Genomic DNA, 20742 nt, shown 5'->3' with positions numbered 1-20742 from the left:
ACATGATAATTGCCACCCAAAAAACGCGGAGCGCATCAAAACAAAACCCGCCCCCGACAGGCGGGAGCGGGTAATAACTCTAAATACAACGGCTTCTACTCGGCTGTCTTGAGTTTCAGCCAGTACTTTTCATACATAGGTGTAGCATCACCAAGCCCCACTTCGAATTCACCGCGAGCAAGGATTTCGTCGTCAGGATATGAAATGGGGTTCTTGCGCATCTTTTCGGGCAGCAGTTTGACGGCCTCGGCATTGGGAGAAGAATATCCCAGTTCGGACGCGATCTTGGCCGCCACATCCGGACGCAGAATGAAATTGATGAATTTATGCGCTTCCTCAATATTTCTGGCTCCACGGGGAATAGCCAGATGATCCATCCACAGACTGTACCCTTCCTGAGGATAGACATACTTGATAGAGGGATTTTCCTGATTGGCAACATATGCTTCCCCGTTCCAGAGTTGACCGACCATGGCCTCGTTACTCAGCATGGCCTGCTTCGGAGAGTCGGAGTCAAAAACTTTTACCGAGGGCAGCAGTTTCTGCAGAAATTCATACGCAGCCTTGACATGCTCCGGGTCACGATCATTGACGGAATAACCATTGGCCTTGAGGGCTATGGCAAAAACTCCGCGCAGGTCATTGAGCAGCAGGATGCGGCCTTTCAGGGCAGGATCAAGCAGGTCCTTGATCGACTTGACCTTATTGAGAGGAACGAAATCGGTGTTTACCGCTATCCCGGAAGAACCCCAGAAATACGGCACGCTGTACTTGTTACCCTTGTCGAAATCACGATCGATAAACCGCTTGTCGAGGTTGGAAAAGTTGGGCAGCTTTGATTTGTCCAGAGGCAGAAGCAGGCCCTCGGCACTCATGCGGATAACAAAATCGGTAGACGGAACAACAAGGTCATACCCATGATCCTTGACCATCTTGATCTTGGTAAACATGGCCTCGTTGCTGTCGTAGGTAACTTCCTTGACCTTGATTCCGGTCTCTTTGGTAAACTGCTCCAGAACTTCTCTGGGCATGTATTCCGACCAGTTGTACAGGATCAGGTCCCCGGCAAAGGCGGAAGACGAAACGGCAAGCAACAACAGCGTAAAAAACAGTTTTTTCATTTTTTCTCCTTGATAAGCAGTTGCGAAATGCTCACCAGCACAAGGGTGACCACAATCATCACTGCGCATAACGCGTTCACTTCCGGCTTCACCCCCAGCCGCACCATTGAATAGATCCGCAGGGGAAGTATCTCGAATGAAGGGCCGGTGGTAAAAAAACTGACAATCACGTCATCCATGGACAGGGTGAAACTCAAAAGCCATCCGGACAGAACCGAAGGCCAGGCCAGGGGTACGATTATATCCCTGAAAGTTTCATAATCTCCGGCTCCCAGATCCTTGGCCACCTCCAGAAGATGCGGGTCCAGCCCGTTGAGCCGGGCAGAAACCGTCACCACAACAAAAGGCACGGAAAAGGTCACATGAGCCAGCAGCAGGGTCCAGAATCCAAGCGGTACGGACAAGGCCACGAACAGGATCAGCAGGGATATCCCCATGACAATATCCGGGGCCATCATCACCACATAAAGAGAACCTTTCATCAGGCGGCGGCCGTAAAACCGGTATTTGGTGATAAGCACCGCAGCGACAGTGCCTATCGCGGTAGCCACGGTGGCCGAGACAGAAGCAAGCATCAATGAATTCAAGGCGGTTTCCACAAGGCGGTCATTACCGGCCAGCCGGAAATACCAGTCAAAGGTAAATCCCTTCCAGTTCATCGAATACTTCGATGAATTGAAGGAATAGGCCACCATCACCGCCAGCGGCAGGTAAAGAAAGACAAAAACCATGAAGGAATAAATACGGTTCAGCTTACTCATATGCGCTTCCTGCTTGCCCTGGCCCGGCTAACGGACTGCACGAGAAACATTACACCCATAAGCGCGGTCAGAAATACGCTGGCGGCAGCTCCCACCGGCCATTCACGCGTCACAAGGAACTGATCCCGAACAAAGTTTCCGATAAGTGCCTGTTTTGATCCCCCCAGAATATCCGGAATATAGAACATGCCCAACGCGGGAAGAAAAACCAGCATGCAGCCGGAGACAATACCGGGCATGGTCAGGGGCAGCGCAACTCTCAGAAAGGTACTCACCGGACCGGCGCCAAGGTCCCGTCCGGCTTCCAGAAGTCTCGGGTCCAGCTTGGTTATGGAGGAATAAAGTGGCAGCACCATGAAGGGAAGCAGCGTGTAGCTGAGTCCGAGCAGGACCGCCCCTCTGGTATAAAGCATCTGAACCGGCATGCTCACGAGATCAAACGACATGAGGATCTTGTTGATCAGTCCGTTGGCATTGATCATGGCCACCAGGGCGTAAGTCCGCACCAGCGAGTTGGTCCAGAAAGGAACGATGACCAGAAGGAGAAACAGGGGCCGCCAGCGTTTCGAAAGCCGGGCCAGAAACCAGGCGAACGGATATCCTGAAATGAGACATATCAGTGTCGCCACGGCGGCAAGATTGAAAGAGCGGGAAAAAATCTTCAGCACCGCCGGGTCCAGAAGATCAAGGTAATTCTCCAGGGTTAAAGGCAGCGATGCGAAATTATCGGTATCTACACTCAGGAAGGAAACGCCCAGGACCAGAATATTCGGAATAACAATCAGCAGGATCAGCCATATCCATATGGCGGAGGCGGCGGACTTAGAGTTCACTCTGTTTTTCATGCGGCAGAACCACCTCCCAGCCTTCAATCCAGCTCACGGCAAGCTCATCGCCGGGACGGAAGGCAACGCTTTCAGCGTCTTCATTGAAAAATTCGGTGGCCAGCACATTACGCCCGTTTTCAAGTTCAACCACAACATCGTAGGTGGTGCCCTTGTACACGGTTTCCATCACATGTCCCCTGAACACGGGCCGCTCATCTGTAAAGCAATGATCGGAGTAAGCTTCCAACTGCAGGTCTTCCGGGCGCAACAGGACCCGCACATCATCTCCGGCGGAAAATTCGCGGTTTCCGAGCAGAAAACAGCTTCCGCCCTCCATGGCGGCTCTTATTCTGTAGCCGCCGCTCACCGGAACGCACGATTCCACCACGGCGTCAAAAAAATTGGTTTCGCCCACGAACCGCGCCACAAAAAGGTTTTCGGGTTCTTCATAAACCTCGCGCGGACTCCCCACCTGTTCGACCTGTCCGTGATTCATGACCACCACCCGGTCGGACATGGTAAAGGCTTCCTCCTGATCATGAGTAACCAGCACGAACGTGATTCCGGTTTCCCTCTGGAGGTGCTTTATATCCATCTGCATCTGCTTGCGCAGACGGCGGTCAAGCGCTGAAAAGGATTCATCAAGCAGCAGAACCAGCGGTTTGTTGACCAGCGCCCTGGCAATAGCCACCCGCTGCTGCTGTCCGCCGGAAAGCTCCTGCGGCCTGCGTCTGGCAAAACGGGCCATCTCAACCAGCTCAAGCGCTTCCTCAACCCTCGCGCGAATCTCATCGGCCGGAATCTTCTGCATTTTCAGCCCGAAAGCCACGTTGTCGAAGACATTCATATGCGGAAAAAGCGCATAGCTCTGGAAAACGGTATTGACCGCCCGCTTTTCCGGGGGCAGGTCGTTCACCGCCTGTCCGCCGATGCGCACAGAACCGGAATCAGGCGTTTCAAATCCGCCGATAAGTCTGAGGATGGTGGTCTTTCCACATCCGGAAGGACCGAGAATGGTCAGGAATTCCTTGTCCCTGATGGAGATGTCGACATTGTCCAGAGCAATATCCCCGTCAAAGGACTTGCTGACTCCCCGCAACTCCACAAGAGTCTTCTGCTGTTCCATGACAGCCCCCCATGCAAATAAGACTGCGCGGGAAAAATCCCGCAGCCGACAGGAAAAACGTTTATGCCGATTTTCCCGTAAATTTCGACACAGCGACAAAAAAGCCGCGCCAAAACCCAACACCGGACGGCCGAGCGTCCGAAACAGCCCCGTTCCCGGATAATCCGGAAACAGACACAAGGGACCCGGCTGTATCGTAAACCTGAAACAGCAGGCCCAAAACACCGCTACTCGATGCGGCAAAAAAAAAGAATGAAAATTCAGTATACCGGGAACACAATTGATTTACAAAGAAAAAGATAGCCCTTCAGAATAACGGAAACACCTGCTCCGTCATCTCTCGGCCAGAAACTCGACCAGCACCTTCCAGATACGTTCGGAAGCATGACCGTCCCAGCCTTCTATCTTCGGAGCCTCACCCCCGGACCTTTCCAGAGCCCTGCCGACCTCGCGCAGGATATTCTCCCCGGAAATACCGGCCAGCACGTTTGTACCTTTTTCAATGGTCACAGGACGCTCCGTGTTTTTCCGGACTGTCACGCAAGGTACTCCAAGGGCGGTGGTCTCTTCCTGCAGGCCGCCGCTGTCGGTAATAACGACCTGCGCGTCTTTCCAAAGATACAGTGATTCCCGAAACGACAGTGGAGGGAAAGTATGCACATTCTCGGAAAAGGAAATGCCGAAAAGCTTCATCATCTTTTCGGTGCGCGGATGAATGGGAAAAAGCAGCGGGAGATTAGCGGAAATGGTGTTCAGGGCATCCACAATACCCTCAAGAACCTCGCGATTGTCCACATTGGAGGGGCGGTGCAGGGTCATAAACCCGTAACGGCCTGTTTTCTCTTTTAATTCCCTGCAGCTGAAACCGGACACAATATCGGGGCCCAATCGCCCGACATTGTGAAAAAGATTGTCGATCATCACGTTGCCCACATGAAAGATATTGTCCGGATTCTTGCCCTCGCGCAGCAGATTGTCGCGCCCGTGGTCTTCGGTTGTGAAAAAAAGATTGCTTATGGAATCGGTGACCATGCGGTTTATTTCTTCGGGCATGTCGGTATCACCGCTTCTCAGGCCCGCCTCCACATGGGCCACCGGAATATGGAGCTTGCGCGCGGTAACAGAGCAGGCAAGTGTGGAGTTGACATCACCCACAACCACCACGAGGTCGGGCTTTTCCTCCATGCACATCTTCTCGAAAGCGATCATTATCGCCCCGGTCTGCTCCGCATGCGTGCCGGTGGATTTACCCATGTTGAACCGAGGTTTCGGAATATCGAGATCCTCGAAAAAAACCTGCGACATCTGGCGGTCGTAGTGCTGCCCGGTGTAGACCATTTCGCACTGAACGGAATCGACATTCCGCGAAGCACGGAAAATAGGGGCAACCTTCATAAGATTCGGCCGCGCTCCGGCGACCAGAAAGACTTTCTTCGTCATAACAGCTCTTGCTCAAATCGGTAATTGATGGGACATCCGGGCCATGCCGCAACGGCAGCACGACCTTATACACCGCAGCCGATTTGAGCAAGGGCTGAACTCGAATTAAACTTCCGCCAGCGGCCCCTTGAATGCGGCCCGCTCATCCTCCTCATTCAAGGCAAGCATTGCTACCTGCAAGGCACTGCCGTGACTCAGAAACATGTTTTCCTTTCCGACAAGCTTCACAATGCCCATATCACCAAGCCGCCTGCTTATGGCTTCGTTGGCGGCCATCAAGACCGTGATGTTTGCAGACCGAAGTTTCTCGACCATCTCATTGAGCGCAAAAACAGCTGATACGTCCACAAAAGGCACATCCATACAGTTTATGACCACGATGCGCGTACCCACAAGCTTCTCAACCTTGTCCGACATCTGGGAGGAAGTACCGAAAAAGAAAGGCCCGTTGATGCTGACCACGCGGATACGGAAGCTGCTCTGCTCCTGAATATCCTTTTCCCTGCGTTTCATCACACTGCAGCGGTCGGATTCGAAAATACTGATCTGCGTCTGGCTGGCTATACGCCAGGTGGTCATCATGGCAGCCAGAGTCACACCCACGGCCACGGCAAGAACCAGATCAACAAAAACAGTCACTCCGAATACGGTGAGCATAACGGCAAGGTCACTGCGCGGAATCCTGCGGATCATCTTAAGCATGCGATAGTCCAGTATATCCACCCCGACCTTGACCAGTATCCCGGCCAGCGCGGCCAGCGGAATATGCTCCGCAGCAGGACCGGCACCTAGAATGACGGCAAGCAGTACAAACGCATGAATCATCCCGGAAAGTCTGGTACGGCCCCCGGCCTTAACGTTAACGACCGTTCTCATGGTCGCCCCGGCTCCGGGCAGTGCGCCGAAAAAACCGCAAAGCATGTTGCCGATGCCCTGCCCGATGAGTTCTCGATTGGAATCGTGCCTGTCCTTAGTAAGGGAGTCGGCCACCAGTGAGGTCAGCAGCGAGTCGATGCTGCCAAGTGCGGCAAGGGCCAGCGCCGTCCCGGCGATATAGCTCCAGTTGTGCAGATCAAAGTCCGGCAGGCTGAAGTCGGGCAGCGAAGAGGGAATCTCCCCAATGGTCATGACCGGGAGGCGGAAAAACCACGCCGCAGCCGTTGTCAGCAGCAGTGCTATCAGCGGCGAAGGAATTATCCGGGTGATCCGTGCAGGAACAAGAAAGACTATGGCCATGGTCGCAACGGCAAGCATGATGCTCGGAGTGGACGCCGCAGCCAGCGCCCCGGAAAGACCCATCAGAGCCGCAGCAGGAGAACTGGAGGCCTTAACGCCGAGTATGGGATCAATCTGGAGAATGATGATTATCACGCCTATGCCGGACATGAACCCGGATATGACCGGGTAAGGAATGAAACGCACGAATGCCCCGAGCCTGAACAGGCCGAAGAAAGCCTGCATTATCCCGCCAAGGGCGACCACAGCGCAGACGGAACCCATATCACCGGAGAACGATGTCAGGGTTGCGGCGACCACCACGGTCATGGGACCGGTCGGGCCTGAAATCTGCGTGACAGTTCCCCCCAGCAGAGCCGCCGTGAATCCGAGGATTATCGCCCCGTAAAGTCCGGCGGCTGCTCCGGCGCCACTGGCCACACCGAATGCAAGAGCCAGCGGCAGAGCAATTATGCCCGCCGTGACCCCGCCGAAAAGATCACCACGAATGTTTTTACCTAAATCTTTGATCATAATATTCACCAAACAACCTGCCTATCCATGCACAGGACGAAAACCTGTTGAAAGGTTTTGAAAAGGGGAGTCCAGAGGGGAAAAACTTTTGCAAAAGTTTTTCCCCTCTGGCCGCCGGAGGCAACTCCAAACTATGGAAAATGAATTAATGAATTACGGAAATTACTGAGGTCGAGGATGGCGGGATGATGCTGCGGCATCTATTGCTGCGACAAGTTCTTCCAGATGTACGGGCTTCCTAAGGAAATCCCTTGCGCCCCAGCGCCGACATTCCACGGCACACTGGGGGGTGGCGTAAGCGCTGAGCATGACCACTTCCACGCCGGAATAGGCGCTTTTGATACGATGGAGAGTTTCAAGACCGTTGACTCCGGCCATACGCACGTCAAGGACCACGACATCCACACCGGTTCCCCGGTCGAGCAGGTCGAGCGCCCCTTTGCCGCTGTCGGCCTCATGCACGGTATAGCCTCTTTTGGAAAGCCGTTTGGACAAGGCTTCCGTAAGGCCCGGTTCGTCATCAACAAGAAGAACGTTTATAGACATAATTGCCCTCTTTATCTGCTAAACCATGTTCATGGATAAAAAGCATACGAAGAGCAAGAATGTACTAAATTGGAAGAGTCGTGCAATAAAATTTTATAAAATCACTGTTCGGGTAGAAGTGTACCACTGTTCCGGCCGAAATCTACCCGGTCAGCCAGTGTAAATTATGATCCGAACAGCCTGCGTTGCAATTCGTCCAGGGTGCGGCAGGTCTCGGACTGATAAATCGGCCCGTAACCTAGACGGTCCGCCTGCTTCAGACGGGTCTCACCTCCGGAGGCAGGGCGTATGCGCCCGTTAAGATCCACCTCGCCCCAGAAGACGGCTCCGGGCTGGAGCGGCATATCATAGAACGAGGACAGCACCGCCGCGACCACTCCCAGATCAAGACCGGGGTCGCGCATGGCCAGCCCCCCGCCTATCTTGGCATAAATATCCAGTTGGCCCAGATTCAGATTGAGCCTCTTTTCAAGCACGGCCAGAATAAGATTCAATCTATTGGTATCGAAACCCAAAGCGGTACGCCGGGGAATAGAAAGAACCGTGCGGCTGGCAAGCGCCTGCACCTCGACAGCAAAAGGCTTGTGCCCGTCCATGGCCATCACCACCGCAGCCCCGGAGCAGGATTCATCGCGGTCTCCAAGAAACAATGTGGATGGGTCCTCGACAATTTCCATTCCCGATTCACGCATGGAAAAGACCACAAGTTCATCGCTGGGACCGAACCTGTTCTTGAGCACCCGCATGATGCGCATCATGTGCTTGCGGTCACCTTCCAGATACAGAACGGTGTCGACCATGTGTTCCAGCAGCTTGGGCCCGGCGATCTGGCCGTCCTTGGTCACGTGTCCGACTATGACCAGCGTGGTGCTGGTCTTCTTTGCCGCCTCTACCAGCTCCGACGATACGGCACGCACCTGACTCACACTTCCGGGAATGCCCTCCGCGCGCGGCGAAGATAAGGTCTGCACCGAATCAATGATCATGAGGTCGGGCTTTTCCGGTGCCTCAAGCAGAGTAACGGCCTCTTCCACACTGGTGGAAGCCACTGCCAGCATTCCGGAATGCAGCAGCCCAAGCCTATCGGCACGGCCGCGTATCTGCGCCAGCGACTCCTCGCCGGAAAAATAAACGGACTTGTTGCCCATGCGCGCCTGTTCCGCTGCAAGCTGCAACAGCAAAGTTGATTTACCTATACCCGGCTCACCGCCAAGCAGCACTGCCCCTCCGGGCACGAACCCTTTGCCGAGCACAACATCAAGTGCACGGAACCCGGTAGACCTCGCCTCGGTATACTCAGCCGGAATTTCGGACAGCGGCACAGCCTGCACCCCGGAAGCAGCATGCACCACTCCGCCCTTTCTGCGAACTACAACCTTTTCCTGCAAGGTATTCCACTCCCCGCATCTCGGGCACTGTCCCTGCCATTTCAAAGCCTGCGCTCCGCAGTTCGAACATATGAACACGTCTCTGGTCTTCAAAATTCCTCCGGCTTCCGGATAAATGTTATCATTTATATCTCACGGGACCATTGCCCTTGGCGCCGGTTGCCTCCGGCGGCCAGAGGGGAAAAACTTTTGCAAAAGTTTTTCCCCTCTGGACTCCCCTTTTCAAAACCTTTCAATAAGCTTACGCCCCGCGCACGGATAAGCTGGGATAAAAATTATAGAGACTAAATCCGTTTATCAAACACGCGGAGCGCATCAAATACTCATAAAAACAAAAAGGCGGGAGATTCAACCTTTGGTATATCTCCCGCCTGAAACTTTCGGCATTCGTTTTATCCTCGCCGCGACCGCTGGGGCCGAGCGGGCAAGGATTATTTCTTGGGCGGATTCTTGGCGTCCACCACATTGATCACATATTCTTTGACCGAGGGTGAAGGCTTGAAGAACACGACCATGAACGGTGTATCCATTCCCGGCTTGAGCAGCGTGTTATTGGAAAGTATTCCGACCTTGGAAGCAAGACCGGCTTCTATTTCCTCTTTGGACTGCACTTCAAGCTGGAACAGGGAAAGGGTATTCCCGCACATAAGCCGTCTGGAATCCAGAACCTGCCCCTTGTCATCAAAAAGCTGTGCTTCTACTTCTACAAGCTCTTTGGGAGTGGCAAAATTATTGACCACCTTGCCTTCAATGATGAAAAGCTGCCCGGCCTTATCGTTGTTCACGTAGAACTGGCGCAGATCCTTAAAAGAGAATTTGCTGAAACGTTTGGACGGAGGCTCATTCTGATCGCTGGTGCCTGCATCATCGGAAGAGATGAACGGGATGGAGAACGGAAGTGATTCCCATACCTTGAAATACCAGGCAGCCCCGGCTCCTCCGGCAAACAGGAGCAGCAGCACGAGGGTGATTATCATCCCCTTGCCTTTTTTACCGCCCTTCTTTGATGAAGGCAGGGCATCAAGGTCATCGTCCAGATCAAAACCGATCTCATCGGACTCTTCGATACCGTCAATCTCACCGTCATCAAGAGCCAGGCTGTCGTCCTCTACAAAATCCTCTTCCTCTATATCATCATCTTCCCCGAAATCCATGCTCCCGGATTCCTCTTCAACAGTGTCTTCCTCGTCGAAAAGTCCATCATCGGAAAAATCATCGCTTTCGGCATCTTCGCTGAAAAGATCATCGTCATCAAAGAGTTCATCATCAGACTCGGCAGGACCGGCGGCAGATTGCTCAGCGGCGGGTTCGTCATCATCAAAAAATTCATCATCGATGTCGAAACCGTCATCCTCTGCTGCGGCTTCACCGGGACCGGCGGCAGGTTCTTCGTCATCGTCAAAGAGGTCTGCCCCTATTTCCGCATCATTGGAGGTATCTCCACCGAAAAGGTCATCTTCAAATTCGTCATCTTTGCCGCCCTCGGCAGTATCATCGTCAATACCGGCGAAAAGATCATCCTCAAGCTCGTCACCAAGCTCGTCTGCAGCTTCGTTGAACAGATCATCATCAAAAGAGGTGTCTTCCGGTTCCGGTTCCGGTTCCGGCTCCGGTTCGGGTGCCGGTTCCGGTGCAGGCTTAGGCGCGGGCTTGGGTTTGGGCACAGGTTTCGGGCTGGGCTGCTCGGCAGCCTGCTCTTCCCGAAGCATGGCATCGACTTCATCTTCAGGTTCCTGAGCGGGGGCGGGAGGCGTCACTTTAAAGATATTGCCGCATTTGGAGCATTTCACCTTTGCTCCGCCCGCCGGAATTTTACTTTCGGGTAAATTGAACTTGGTCTCACACTTTGGACATGTAACTATCATGGACCGCTCTACCTGCCATCAATGGGTTAAACTAATGTAATACCGGATTTTATTTCATATCAAGTTGCCGGAACTAAACATTTTCCAGTTCATACACCGCACTTAAATACCTGTATTTTTCAGCATAGTCCATTCCGTAACCCACCAGAAAGCCGCTATCAACCACAAAACCGGGAAAATCAACTTCCAGGTCCACCTCGCGGCGCTCCCTTTTATCGATCAAGGAACAAATTTTTATGGACAAGGGATTGCGTTTTCCAAATACATGTTTGAGAAATTCCACCGAATGCCCGGTATCTACGATATCCTCTACGATAAGAACATGCTTATCGGCAATAGATACCTCCAGATCTTTGGAAAAATTCATATTTCCTGTTCTGCTTGTGCCGGAACCGTAACTGGCAAGGCGAACGAAATCTATCTCCGGATCGGAACTGAGCGCCCTGGTGATGTCCGCAAAAAAGAGATAGGCCCCTTTGAGCACGCATACGCAGATCAAAGGTTCCTGGCCGTAAGTTGCGGAAATTTCTTTACCGAGTTCCTTTATTCTTTCAGCTATTGTTTCTTTGGAGAGAACTTCCTTAAGGCTGTGGGCCATAGCGGTTTTCCTTTTATTTTTCGAAATTAAAGTTTGATCAGCATTGGAATTTCATCGCAATCCGGGAACAGGGGACAATTTATGCAGTCCGCCCAGATTTTCTGGGGCAGGATATTTTTGTCCGTTGCCACGAATCCGAGACCGGCAAAGAATTCTTCAATATTGGTCAAAACAAAGACTTCATTGATACCCAGATCCAGAGCTTCCTTGAAACACGCGGAAACCATGGCCTCTCCGAGTCGAGACCCCCTTGCTTCGGGAACAACGACAAGAGAGCGAACCTCCGCCAGATTATCCCAGCTGATTGCCAGCGCACAACACCCTACAATTGTACCGTCATCCGCTTCTGCCACAAAAAAATCGCGTAAATGATTATAAATGGAATTAAGTGGCCGGGGAAGGACCATTGCGTCCTTGGTCCTGTCCTTGATGATGAGGTGAATCGCCTTTGCGTCCTTCATCACCGCTTTTCTGATTATCGCCATCCGTTTCTACCGGTCCTTCAACAATTTCTTTATATAATTTTCAAACATTGCTCCAGGATAGCTGCCTTCCTTATCGAAAACACGCTTTCCATGGGGATCATAAAGCAGCGTTCTGGGAATGGACTTGATCCTGAAGTAGCTGCCGACATCGTCAGCCGCAAAATAAATCGGGTAATTGAACTGCTGCGTATTCTTCATGAAATCGTTAACAGCGGAACTGTCGGCATCAACCGAAACTCCGATCATCACCAGATCGTCATCGGAAAACTTCTTGCGCAGTTCAATAAGTTCCGGAATCTCGGCACGGCAGGGAGGACACCACGTAGCCCAGAAGTTGACCATGATTACCCGGCCCCTGTTGCTGTCGATCAGGTCCTGAATACCTTTGGCGTTGATCGTTTCCACACCCTCGGTTCCCCCGGCCTTATCACAGCCGGCAACAAGTAGCAGCAGAGCCAGAATCACGAATATTTTACGCGTAATTTTCATAAAAACCCCAATTTTGACGGCAAAACTGTTTTCATTTCAATCCGCATTAGCAGATTACCGGAAATAATTCAAAACAGCCCCTGCCGACAGGAAAACTGTCGGCAGGGGAAATTTCCATGCAATACGCTTCTACTGCAAGAGTTCCTTGGCAACTTTCACCGCGGCCACGGCATCCGTGGACCAGCCGTCAGCGCCTATGGAATCACAGAACCCCCCGGTAATTACCGCACCGCCGATCATGACCTTCATGTCCAGACCGCGCTCGCGAATAAGCTTCACGGTGTCTTCCATGCGCACCATGGTGGTGGTCATGAGCGCGGAAAGACCGATGATCTTTGCCCCGTGCTCAACAGCGGAATCCACTATGGCTTCAGCCGGAACGTCCTTTCCAAGGTCGACAACGTTGTATCCGTGGTTGCGCAGCATCAGGCAGACAATATTTTTACCGATGTCGTGGATATCGCCTTCCACAGTAGCCATTACTATGGTTTCCTTAGGCTCCGCTCCACCTGCGGCTTCAAGCAGGGGCTTGAGCTTGACGAATCCCTTCTGCAGAGTTTCCGCAGACTGCAGCAGTTGCGGGAGAAAATATTCCTTGCGCTCGTATTTTTCACCGACATCCATAATGGCTGGAATGAGGTCTTCATTGACCAGCGCAAAAGGATCGCGTCCACCATCGAGATCGCGCTCGATAAGGCTTACAATCCTGCCGCGATCCCCTTTGACCACGGCGTCGAAAAGATTGTCCGCACCGGATTTATCCTTTTTACCGGCAGGACCGCCTGAAGAGGTGTTTCCACCGTCACCGGAAGGTGTCCATCCGGAAAAATTTTCAATATACTGCTCAGCCTGCTTGTCGCGGGCGAGAAGAACTTCGGCCGAATACAGGGATTCACGCAGTCGGGAAGAGTTGGGGTTGGCGATGAATGCACAAAGTCCCTGTCCCTGACACAGGGTCAGGAAAGTGGAGTTAAGCAGTTCACGCGCAGGCAGTCCGAAAGAGACGTTGGAAAGGCCCAGCACGGTGGGCAGATTCCATTCCTCCCTGCAGTGGCGGATAAAGTCGAGGCAATGGCGCGCCGCAGTCGGCTTGGAAGACACGGTCAGAGCCAGGGCATCAACCATGATCAGTCTGCGCGGAATGCCGTAATCGTCAGCCTGCTTAAGCAGGTCGGATACAACCTGCACCTTTTCCTCGCAGGTAAACGGCAGCTTGCTGCCGATTATGGGCAGCAGAATGAACGGAGCGCCGAACTTTCGGCACAACGGTCCCAGACGCTCCATGCGTCCGGGTTCTCCGCTGATGGAGTTTACCAGCGGTGATCCGGGGTACTCCCAGAGTGCAGCCTCGACAGCATCGGGGTTGGTGGAGTCTATGCTCAGGGGAGCCGGATGGCGGGCGAAAATCTCTCTGGTCAGGGCCGGAAGAATCTCCACCTCGTCCACCATGGGTGCGCCGACGTTCACATCCAGCACCGGAGCGCCGGCATTAAGCTGTTCTTCTGCGAACTTCATGGCCTCGGTGAACTGTCCTTTCTGGAGCTCGGCAATAAGCACCTTCTTGCCCGTGGGGTTGATGCGCTCGCCGATGATCACTCCGCGCTGCTCAAAACCGATGGGCACGGAAGAGGAACGGGAGGTCAGGACCATCTGGCAGTCGTCCTCGGGAACCGGACGTTTCCAGGAGGCTTCACCGACAGCAGCACGCAGGGCCCGGATATGGTCGGGGCCGGTCCCGCAGCATCCGCCGATGAACTTGGCGCCGATATCCAGAAAACGGGCCGACTGTTCGGCAAAAGGCTCCGGTTTGAGACGGAACACGGTGTTTCGGTTTTCGTCCAGCTCGGGCAGGCCGGCATTGGCTTCCACCAGCAGAGGGGAAGAAAGGCGCGGCTTCATGTTCTGCAGGGCCTCGAAAATCTGTTCCGGTCCGGCGCTGCAGTTCGTGCCCATCAGTTCCACACCCATGTTCTGCATGGTGTCAATGAATGTCAGCGGAGAAGTTCCGGTCAGACAGGCGGAAGGAGATTCGAAAGTCATTGAAATACCGACGGGCAGATCGCATACTTCGCGGGCCGCGATAACGACCGCTCTGGCTTCGGCCAGGTCAAAATGGGTTTCCCCGAGGATCAGGTCGGCACCGCCTTCGGCAAGACCCCGAATCTGTTCCTTGTAGATTTCCACCATTTCCCTGAAAGTCAACTCGCCCAGAGGACGCACGAAATGTCCGGTAGGACCGACACTTCCGGCAACAAAAATCCTGTCTCCGGCAACGGAGCGGGCTATGCGGGCCATCTCCCGGTTCAACCCGACAACATCGGCATCGGCTCCGAGTTTAGGACGGCTTCCGCCAAAGGTGTTGGTTGTCAGAACATCCGCACCGGCATCAACATAATCCTGATGCACGGATCTGATGACTTCGGGACTATGCAGACCGAACAACTCGGGGGACATGCCTGCCGGAAGCCCCCTGCTCTGCAGAAAGGTTCCGTACCCGCCATCAAAAAAATACACGCGTCCGTCATTCAAGGCTTTGCGAAAATCTGGCATGATAAACTGCTCCGGAAATGTTATGAATAAAAATCCCAGCCAAAAGGCTGATTGATCCTATGTTGGTGTTTGAAATAATGTCAGCCGTGCCGACCTGTGGCAAGCCCGATAAACCGAAGTCCGGCAAGCATTCCGCCAAAATCCGGATGAGTAATGATTCCGCCGGGCTCCCTGTACAGGGTTCCCTTTATCGGCAGTCCGGCTGCCACAGCCGTATATTTGCAGGCGGATCGTTCAGGAGTAAGGAGGGCTATATGCGTTGAAAACGCTTCTACTTAAAAACATTGAAAAGGACAAACAAAAACTATATCCTTATCAATTACTGATATGATCTCAAGTTTTCGATACAATATTCAAGAAATCTCAGCCGAACAGGAAAACCAATCCGGCCAATGACATCAAATGACGACCCCATAGAATTGGAAATCGTTGAAAACGAGGAAACGGAAGTTCCGAAGGATGACTTTCTCCCCACGCCGAAAGCACGCGGGGAAATAGCTACTAGGGACCCTCTGCATCTGTACCTGCAGGAAATCAGCAGGTTTCCGCTGCTGGACCCGGATGAAGAATTCCGGCTGGCCAAACGGGTGCAGGAGAACGGCGACCAGGAAGCCGCCTTCCGCCTGATTTCATCGCACCTAAGACTGGTGGTGAAAATCGCCATGGACTTTCAGCGCCGCTGGATGCAGAACGTTCTGGACCTTATTCAGGAAGGGAATGTCGGCCTCATGAAGGCGGTCAATAAATTCGACCCCGACAAGGGGATCAAATTTTCCTATTACGCAGCTTTCTGGATCAAGGCATATATCCTGAAATACATCATGGACAACTGGCGCATGGTCAAAATCGGGACAACCCAGACCCAGCGCAAGCTGTTCTACAACCTCAACAAGGAACGCCAAAGGTTACAGACCCTTGGCTTCGACCCCACGACTTCGCAGCTTTCCGAGAATCTCAACGTGAGCGAAGAGGAAATTACGGAAATGGACCAGCGGCTGGCCAAGAACGACCTCTCGCTGAACCTGAAATTCGGTGAGGATTCGGAAGCCACCCGCATGGATTTCCTGCCCGATCTCGGACTTGGTGTTGAAGAAACTCTTGCCAACAAAGAGATTTCCACATTACTGCTTGAACAGCTCAGAACGATTGTTCCGGACCTGAACGACAAGGAACAGGTGATTCTGAATGACCGTCTTCTTTCCGATTCTCCGAGAACCCTGCGGGAAATCGGTGAAGAGTTCGGAGTAACCAGGGAACGGGTACGCCAGATCGAAGCAAGGCTTCTTGATAAGCTTAAGGAACATCTGGCCGATAAAATACAAGACTTTTCTCCTGACTGGATACCAGAAAATGAACATACTGCTTACTGAACTAAAAAAGGAAGCCAAGGCCATGGCCTCGGCTCTTCCTGTGCCGGTTTTCTATCGCGATCTGGAAACCCAGATCGAATTCGCGCGGGACATGTTTTTCGACCACCCTCTGGTGATCAGACTTCAAGAGGACGTTCTGCCATTCCTTTATGATGAATATGCCCACGGAGTTTATCATTCCAAGAAAGTGGCCATAGAGGCCGGGGCCATCATCCTCAAGGAAGGCGAGGACATGGATTCGGACAGGGTGCGAGAACTTGTGCTCCTGGCCCAGTTCTGCGGCCTGCTGCACGACAGCTGTCGACTGGACACGGAACATGCGCAGCGCGGGGCCGAAACCTCCAGAGTAATTCTCAAGAACTATCCCCTTTCCGAGCGCAGCAAGGACCTCATAGCAGAATCAATTGCCCGGCATGAAGCTTTCAAGCCGGAAAAACCAATTGAAAACGACCCGGAACTCAAGTTGCTCAGCGGAGCGCTTTATGATGCGGACAAATTCCGCTGGGGACCGGATAACTTTTCCACAACACTCTGGGAAATATGTGATTATGAAGACTGGACCATTGAGGAAATCACCGCAAAATTCCCCAAGGGACTGGAGATAATCAAGTCGATCGAATCGACATTCAGGACAGAAACCGGAAAACAGTACGGTCCCGAGATGATAGCTCAAGGTATCAGCATAGGATCGGCCATATACGAAAAACTGACCGAGCTGGTCAAAGATCCCAGATATAAATCAGCCGAGACTCCGGAAAACATTATATGACCCACAGCAACGGCATCTGCAAAATAATCGTAACAACAGCATGCACCCTGATCCTGCTCGGTATGCTGTTTCTTCAGGGATGTGCTTCCAAAACCATACAGCAGCCGGCCGTAAAACTTCCCCTGAGCTCAGAGGCGCAGCTTACTTACGATTACCTTGTCTACATGGATTACCGATCCAGACTGGGACAATTGATCAGCAGCGGTCTGAACTCTCCGCAAGCCCTGAACGAAGCTGCGATCATACAGAAACAGGCGCTGGAGGTTCTGAACAGGATCATCGCGGTGGAGCCGACAATTCAGCTCTACATTGATAAATTCGCCATCTACTGGACTGCGCAACGGTTGGACGAAGCCCGCGCAACTCTCAAGGAAGGGCTGGAAAAGTACCCCCTGAACAGAGATCTGACCATAAATCTTGCAAACACCTACATAGTCGACAACCGCAGCCGTGACGCCGAAGCGGTGCTCAAGGAATACCTGCACAAGAAACCCGACGACCTGATCGTCAGTACGCATCTGGCGCGCATCTATCTGGAGCAGAAAAAATATGCCCAGGCTCTGGATATCCTCAAAGTTATCCCCATGGACAAGCGCACTTCCCGCATCCATTACCTGCACGGCAAGGCCAGTGCTGGTCTGGGATTGACCAAACAGGCCATCAGAAGCTTTCACAAAGCGGTTGAAATAAACCCGGAACTGGTAGAAGCATGGGGGGAACTGGCCTACCTGCACGAGCAGGAAAAAGACTATGCCGAAGCCGAACGCATTTATTACAAAATGCTTAAATTTCCGGATATTTCCAGCCACATCCGGTTACGACTGGTAGAACTTTCCCTGAAACTCAACAATCCGGAACAGGCCCTGCGGCTGGTGCTGGAAGGTCCGCGCAACAACGGCTTTCTGCTTGATGCGGCACAGGCTTTCCTGAGTGCCAAATTCTACGGGCAGGCATCCACCATCCTGGATATTTTCGCCCAGCAGAAGCCCGTTCCCGATGCCTATTACTTTTTCAAATCATCCATCGCCTACGAGGGCGAAGACGATCCGGCAAAGGCGCTTGAATACCTGAACAAGATAAAACCGGAAAGCGAACATTTCGACCGGAGTCTGCAGTTCAAGGCCCACCTGCTGATAGACCTCAAGCGCAACGACGAAGCCCTTGAGGTAATCCGCCTTGGACAGGAAAAATTCCCTGCGGCAGCCAACTTCTACCTGTTGGAAGCGGCCCTGCACAGCACAGCCGGGGATCTTGCGCTGGCAGATGAAGCCCTGCTCAGGGGAAACAAAAATGTACCGGACAATCCGGACATCCTCTTCCAGCTCGGCGTAAGCGCGGAACGTAACGGCGATGTGGAGCAGACCATCAAATACATGGAGCAGATCATCGCCAAGCATCCGGACCACGCAGACGCGCTCAACTTCGTAGGTTACCTGCTGGCCGATAGAAACGAGCATCTCGACCGGGCGCTGGTGCTGATCACCAGAGCCAACAAACTCGAACCGGACAACGGCTACATAATAGACTCCCTGGCCTGGGTGAATTATCGCATGGGCAATTTTGAGGAAGCATGGAAGCAGATAAACCGTGCGGTTTCCCTCAGACCTAAGCAGGCCGAACTGTGGGAGCATTATGGAGACATAGCTCTCAGCAACGGGAAAAAAGCCGAAGCCGTCAAGGGCTACAAAAAAGCGCTCAAGTTCAATGCGAAGAACAAAGCCGAGATTCAAAAAAAGCTTAAAGACCTCCAGAAATAACAACAGGGGCAACCTTGTACCGACCAGATCACAGACCGGAAAAAACTTCGCTCAACAAGCCGCTTGCTGCGGTGATTGTCCTGCTGCTTCTCGTCTTTGCGGGAGGCTGCGCCGGGCACAATATACAGCAGAATTACGCTGACGATGTTTACGCCCGATTTCTTGCCGCCTATTCCGGATGCAACGCAACCGGACTGAAGGCCACAGGCAGCCTGTTCTATTCAGCGGAAGGCAGGGGGCACCGGACAACCATAACACTCTGGGGCAATGCCGAAACCCCGCTGCGACTTGACGTGCGGGCCGGAATAGGTGCCTATATCGCCCACATCCGTGAAGACGAATCCGGACTGACAGCATACTACCCGGAGCAGGAAACAGTATACACCCACAGTTCCCCTCAGAGAGGGGTCAAACTTCTCGGCCTGCCCTTTCCTTTTTCCCTGAAAGACCTTGCCGGACTGGTCGGCGGCTGTTATCAGTCACTCATCCAGTCCACTTATAATTCAGTAAATCCGGTGGACGGCAACGGTGACAGACAATTTTTTTTCAATGACGGACCGCTAAGCTCCGTCACCCTGACCGGTCAGGGAATTCCAATAGGGATGACCGGATGCGGCGAGACGCCATGGCGCATGGAACTGACCTCCTATGAGGAGGGCGACTCCGGAAAAATGCTGCCCGGAAAAATCACCGTGTACACTGAAAACGGCGGCAGGGCCGTGCTCAGAATAAAAACCAGAGAATTCTCCGCCAGCAAATGGCCGGACAAATCCCTGGAAATGCAGCTGCCTGAAGGCACCCGGACCGTCCGTCTGGACCGGGCCAGCTACATTAAGGTCAATTGACATATTCACAAGTTTCATAACGGGAGGGAAGCATGACCGTGCATACAGGCGAAAAGAAAGGAATTTTTGATATTTTCAAAATAGGACTTGACGTATGGCTGCAGGAAATGAGAGGAGTCTTCTCCAAGCTTCTTGGAAACCTCGAAGTTTGCCAGCTTGAAAAACGTCTGGAAAAAGAATATGCACTTCTCGGCAAGATCACCTGCGGTGACTCCGCTGGAGATGCAGAACTCTGCAAAAAGCAGATAGACTTTTTCAAGGATGAGATCAGCAGGCTCAAAAAAGAGCAGGCTGCAAAGCGGAACGTAAAGTACCGCGACAATGAACGTGAAATGGATATCTGATCAGGATATTTCATAATATAGTGGTGGGGTTCCCGAGTGGCCAAAGGGAACAGACTGTAAATCTGTCGGCAGCGCCTTCGGAGGTTCGAATCCTCCCCCCACCACCACCCCTGATTCCGATACGCCGTTTAACAAAACCTAAAAGTACAGGGTGTTGACCTCATACACCGAAGCACGGCTGTTCAACCTAAGTTCCGCGGAAAAATTTCCCCGGAATGCGGTTATGGCTGTGCCTGTTTGCGTTTGAGCACCCGGCGCAGGAGAAAACAGATGGCCGGTAAGGTAGTAATCGGTTCGGATCACGGAGGATTCTCCCTCAAGGAATTCGCGATCAAACTGCTCACCGAAATGGGCTATGAGGTCGTCGATGCAGGACCGGAAGCTCCGGTCAGCTGCGACTATCCCGTCTACGCCGAAAAGGTGGCAAAACAGGTCTGTGCGGAAAATATTCCGGGAATCCTCATCTGCGGCACCGGCCTCGGCATGTCCATGGCCGCCAACAAGCACAAAGGCATCCGCGCCGCCATGTGTACCAATGAATACATGGCAACTATGGCCCGGGCACACAACAACGCCAATATTCTCTGTCTGGGTGAAAGGGTCATCGGCCCCGGCCTGGCCGAGTCAATCATACGCGCATTCATGACCTCCGAATTTGAAGGAGACCGCCACCTGCGCAGAATCAATCTTTTCGATCCGCAATAGTACACAA

19 protein-coding genes and 1 tRNA gene are annotated in these 20742 nt (G+C 52.8%); 7 read left to right on the top strand and 13 right to left on the bottom strand.

Annotation, left to right across the window (positions count from 1 at the left end; translation table 11 throughout):
• Positions 1 to 95: 95 nt before the first annotated feature.
• From ACKU4E_RS14225 to ACKU4E_RS14165, 13 genes are all read right to left on the bottom strand, one after another.
• Positions 96 to 1121: an extracellular solute-binding protein gene (locus ACKU4E_RS14225; RefSeq protein ID WP_320171742.1), complete on the bottom strand. Its 1026-nt coding sequence runs from the start codon at positions 1119 to 1121 to the stop codon at positions 96 to 98.
• Positions 1118 to 1882: a spermidine/putrescine ABC transporter permease PotC gene (gene potC / locus ACKU4E_RS14220; RefSeq protein ID WP_320171741.1), complete on the bottom strand. Its 765-nt coding sequence runs from the start codon at positions 1880 to 1882 to the stop codon at positions 1118 to 1120. Before potC ends, ACKU4E_RS14225 begins: the two co-directional genes overlap by 4 nt.
• Positions 1879 to 2727, bottom strand: a complete 849-nt coding sequence (potB, locus tag ACKU4E_RS14215) for a spermidine/putrescine ABC transporter permease PotB (protein WP_320171740.1) — start codon at positions 2725 to 2727, stop codon at positions 1879 to 1881. Before potB ends, potC begins: the two co-directional genes overlap by 4 nt.
• Complete coding sequence (gene potA / locus ACKU4E_RS14210) at positions 2705 to 3835, bottom strand: spermidine/putrescine ABC transporter ATP-binding protein PotA (RefSeq protein ID WP_320171739.1); 1131 nt, start codon at positions 3833 to 3835, stop codon at positions 2705 to 2707. The genes potB and potA overlap by 23 nt, the downstream gene beginning before the upstream one ends.
• A gap of 333 nt (positions 3836 to 4168) precedes the next feature.
• On the bottom strand, positions 4169 to 5275 hold the full coding sequence (wecB, locus tag ACKU4E_RS14205) for a non-hydrolyzing UDP-N-acetylglucosamine 2-epimerase (RefSeq protein ID WP_320171738.1): 1107 nt from the start codon (positions 5273 to 5275) through the stop codon (positions 4169 to 4171).
• A gap of 105 nt (positions 5276 to 5380) precedes the next feature.
• Positions 5381 to 7024: a SulP family inorganic anion transporter gene (locus tag ACKU4E_RS14200; RefSeq protein WP_320171737.1), complete on the bottom strand. Its 1644-nt coding sequence runs from the start codon at positions 7022 to 7024 to the stop codon at positions 5381 to 5383.
• Positions 7025 to 7186: 162 nt separating this feature from the next.
• Positions 7187 to 7570: a response regulator gene (locus tag ACKU4E_RS14195; protein WP_320171736.1), complete on the bottom strand. Its 384-nt coding sequence runs from the start codon at positions 7568 to 7570 to the stop codon at positions 7187 to 7189.
• A 164-nt stretch (positions 7571 to 7734) separates the two neighbouring features.
• Positions 7735 to 9051, bottom strand: coding sequence for a DNA repair protein RadA (gene radA, locus ACKU4E_RS14190; RefSeq protein WP_320171735.1), 1317 nt, complete (start codon positions 9049 to 9051; stop codon positions 7735 to 7737).
• A 338-nt stretch (positions 9052 to 9389) separates the two neighbouring features.
• The gene (locus ACKU4E_RS14185; protein WP_320171734.1) at positions 9390 to 10823 is read right to left on the bottom strand and encodes a DUF3426 domain-containing protein; all 1434 of its coding nucleotides are present in this window, start codon (positions 10821 to 10823) and stop codon (positions 9390 to 9392) included.
• A gap of 73 nt (positions 10824 to 10896) precedes the next feature.
• The gene (hpt, locus tag ACKU4E_RS14180; protein ID WP_320171733.1) at positions 10897 to 11421 is read right to left on the bottom strand and encodes a hypoxanthine phosphoribosyltransferase; all 525 of its coding nucleotides are present in this window, start codon (positions 11419 to 11421) and stop codon (positions 10897 to 10899) included.
• A gap of 26 nt (positions 11422 to 11447) precedes the next feature.
• Positions 11448 to 11906 (bottom strand): N-acetyltransferase, encoded by a 459-nt coding sequence (locus ACKU4E_RS14175; protein ID WP_320171732.1) that lies wholly within the window; start codon positions 11904 to 11906, stop codon positions 11448 to 11450.
• A 6-nt stretch (positions 11907 to 11912) separates the two neighbouring features.
• Entirely contained in the window at positions 11913 to 12395 is a 483-nt protein-coding gene (locus ACKU4E_RS14170; RefSeq protein WP_320171731.1) for a TlpA disulfide reductase family protein, read from the bottom strand.
• A 129-nt stretch (positions 12396 to 12524) separates the two neighbouring features.
• Entirely contained in the window at positions 12525 to 14945 is a 2421-nt protein-coding gene (locus ACKU4E_RS14165) for a homocysteine S-methyltransferase family protein (RefSeq protein ID WP_320171730.1), read from the bottom strand.
• 392 nt (positions 14946 to 15337) lie between these two features.
• Between ACKU4E_RS14165 and ACKU4E_RS14160 the strand changes: the two genes are divergently transcribed.
• From ACKU4E_RS14160 to rpiB, 7 genes are all read left to right on the top strand, one after another.
• Entirely contained in the window at positions 15338 to 16315 is a 978-nt protein-coding gene (locus ACKU4E_RS14160) for an RNA polymerase factor sigma-32 (protein ID WP_320171729.1), read from the top strand.
• Positions 16296 to 17084, top strand: a complete 789-nt coding sequence (locus tag ACKU4E_RS14155) for a hypothetical protein (protein ID WP_320171728.1) — start codon at positions 16296 to 16298, stop codon at positions 17082 to 17084. Before ACKU4E_RS14160 ends, ACKU4E_RS14155 begins: the two co-directional genes overlap by 20 nt.
• A complete protein-coding gene (locus ACKU4E_RS14150; protein WP_320171727.1) occupies positions 17081 to 18841 on the top strand; it encodes a tetratricopeptide repeat protein in 1761 nt (586 codons plus the stop codon). Before ACKU4E_RS14155 ends, ACKU4E_RS14150 begins: the two co-directional genes overlap by 4 nt.
• Positions 18842 to 18855: 14 nt before the next feature.
• A complete protein-coding gene (locus ACKU4E_RS14145; RefSeq protein ID WP_320171726.1) occupies positions 18856 to 19686 on the top strand; it encodes a hypothetical protein in 831 nt (276 codons plus the stop codon).
• A gap of 32 nt (positions 19687 to 19718) precedes the next feature.
• Entirely contained in the window at positions 19719 to 20030 is a 312-nt protein-coding gene (locus ACKU4E_RS14140) for a hypothetical protein (RefSeq protein ID WP_320171725.1), read from the top strand.
• A 22-nt stretch (positions 20031 to 20052) separates the two neighbouring features.
• Positions 20053 to 20137, top strand: a tRNA-Tyr gene (locus ACKU4E_RS14135).
• A 163-nt stretch (positions 20138 to 20300) separates the two neighbouring features.
• Complete coding sequence (gene rpiB, locus ACKU4E_RS14130) at positions 20301 to 20735, top strand: ribose 5-phosphate isomerase B (RefSeq protein ID WP_320171724.1); 435 nt, start codon at positions 20301 to 20303, stop codon at positions 20733 to 20735.
• Positions 20736 to 20742 lie beyond the last annotated feature (7 nt).

This window comes from Maridesulfovibrio sp., from assembly GCF_963677005.1.
Classification (GTDB): Bacteria; Desulfobacterota; Desulfovibrionia; order Desulfovibrionales; family Desulfovibrionaceae; genus Maridesulfovibrio.
The sequence above is the reverse complement of the archived record's forward strand: the minus strand, read 5'-3'. Positions and strand labels throughout refer to the sequence as shown.

What these genes read in the sequence shown, in the direction of transcription:
- ACKU4E_RS14225 (WP_320171742.1), bottom strand. Translation starts at nt 1,121, where the DNA reads ATGAAAAAACTGTTTTTTACGCTGTTGTTGCTTGCCGTTTCGTCTTCC.
- potC (WP_320171741.1), bottom strand. Translation starts at nt 1,882, where the DNA reads ATGAGTAAGCTGAACCGTATTTATTCCTTCATGGTTTTTGTCTTTCTT.
- potB (WP_320171740.1), bottom strand. Translation starts at nt 2,727, where the DNA reads ATGAAAAACAGAGTGAACTCTAAGTCCGCCGCCTCCGCCATATGGATA.
- potA (WP_320171739.1), bottom strand. Translation starts at nt 3,835, where the DNA reads ATGGAACAGCAGAAGACTCTTGTGGAGTTGCGGGGAGTCAGCAAGTCC.
- wecB (WP_320171738.1), bottom strand. Translation starts at nt 5,275, where the DNA reads ATGACGAAGAAAGTCTTTCTGGTCGCCGGAGCGCGGCCGAATCTTATG.
- ACKU4E_RS14200 (WP_320171737.1), bottom strand. Translation starts at nt 7,024, where the DNA reads ATGATCAAAGATTTAGGTAAAAACATTCGTGGTGATCTTTTCGGCGGG.
- ACKU4E_RS14195 (WP_320171736.1), bottom strand. Translation starts at nt 7,570, where the DNA reads ATGTCTATAAACGTTCTTCTTGTTGATGACGAACCGGGCCTTACGGAA.
- ACKU4E_RS14185 (WP_320171734.1), bottom strand. Translation starts at nt 10,823, where the DNA reads ATGATAGTTACATGTCCAAAGTGTGAGACCAAGTTCAATTTACCCGAA.
- hpt (WP_320171733.1), bottom strand. Translation starts at nt 11,421, where the DNA reads ATGGCCCACAGCCTTAAGGAAGTTCTCTCCAAAGAAACAATAGCTGAA.
- ACKU4E_RS14175 (WP_320171732.1), bottom strand. Translation starts at nt 11,906, where the DNA reads ATGGCGATAATCAGAAAAGCGGTGATGAAGGACGCAAAGGCGATTCAC.
- ACKU4E_RS14170 (WP_320171731.1), bottom strand. Translation starts at nt 12,395, where the DNA reads ATGAAAATTACGCGTAAAATATTCGTGATTCTGGCTCTGCTGCTACTT.
- ACKU4E_RS14165 (WP_320171730.1), bottom strand. Translation starts at nt 14,945, where the DNA reads ATGCCAGATTTTCGCAAAGCCTTGAATGACGGACGCGTGTATTTTTTT.
- ACKU4E_RS14160 (WP_320171729.1), top strand. Translation starts at nt 15,338, where the DNA reads ATGACATCAAATGACGACCCCATAGAATTGGAAATCGTTGAAAACGAG.
- ACKU4E_RS14155 (WP_320171728.1), top strand. Translation starts at nt 16,296, where the DNA reads ATGAACATACTGCTTACTGAACTAAAAAAGGAAGCCAAGGCCATGGCC.
- ACKU4E_RS14150 (WP_320171727.1), top strand. Translation starts at nt 17,081, where the DNA reads ATGACCCACAGCAACGGCATCTGCAAAATAATCGTAACAACAGCATGC.
- ACKU4E_RS14140 (WP_320171725.1), top strand. Translation starts at nt 19,719, where the DNA reads ATGACCGTGCATACAGGCGAAAAGAAAGGAATTTTTGATATTTTCAAA.
- rpiB (WP_320171724.1), top strand. Translation starts at nt 20,301, where the DNA reads ATGGCCGGTAAGGTAGTAATCGGTTCGGATCACGGAGGATTCTCCCTC.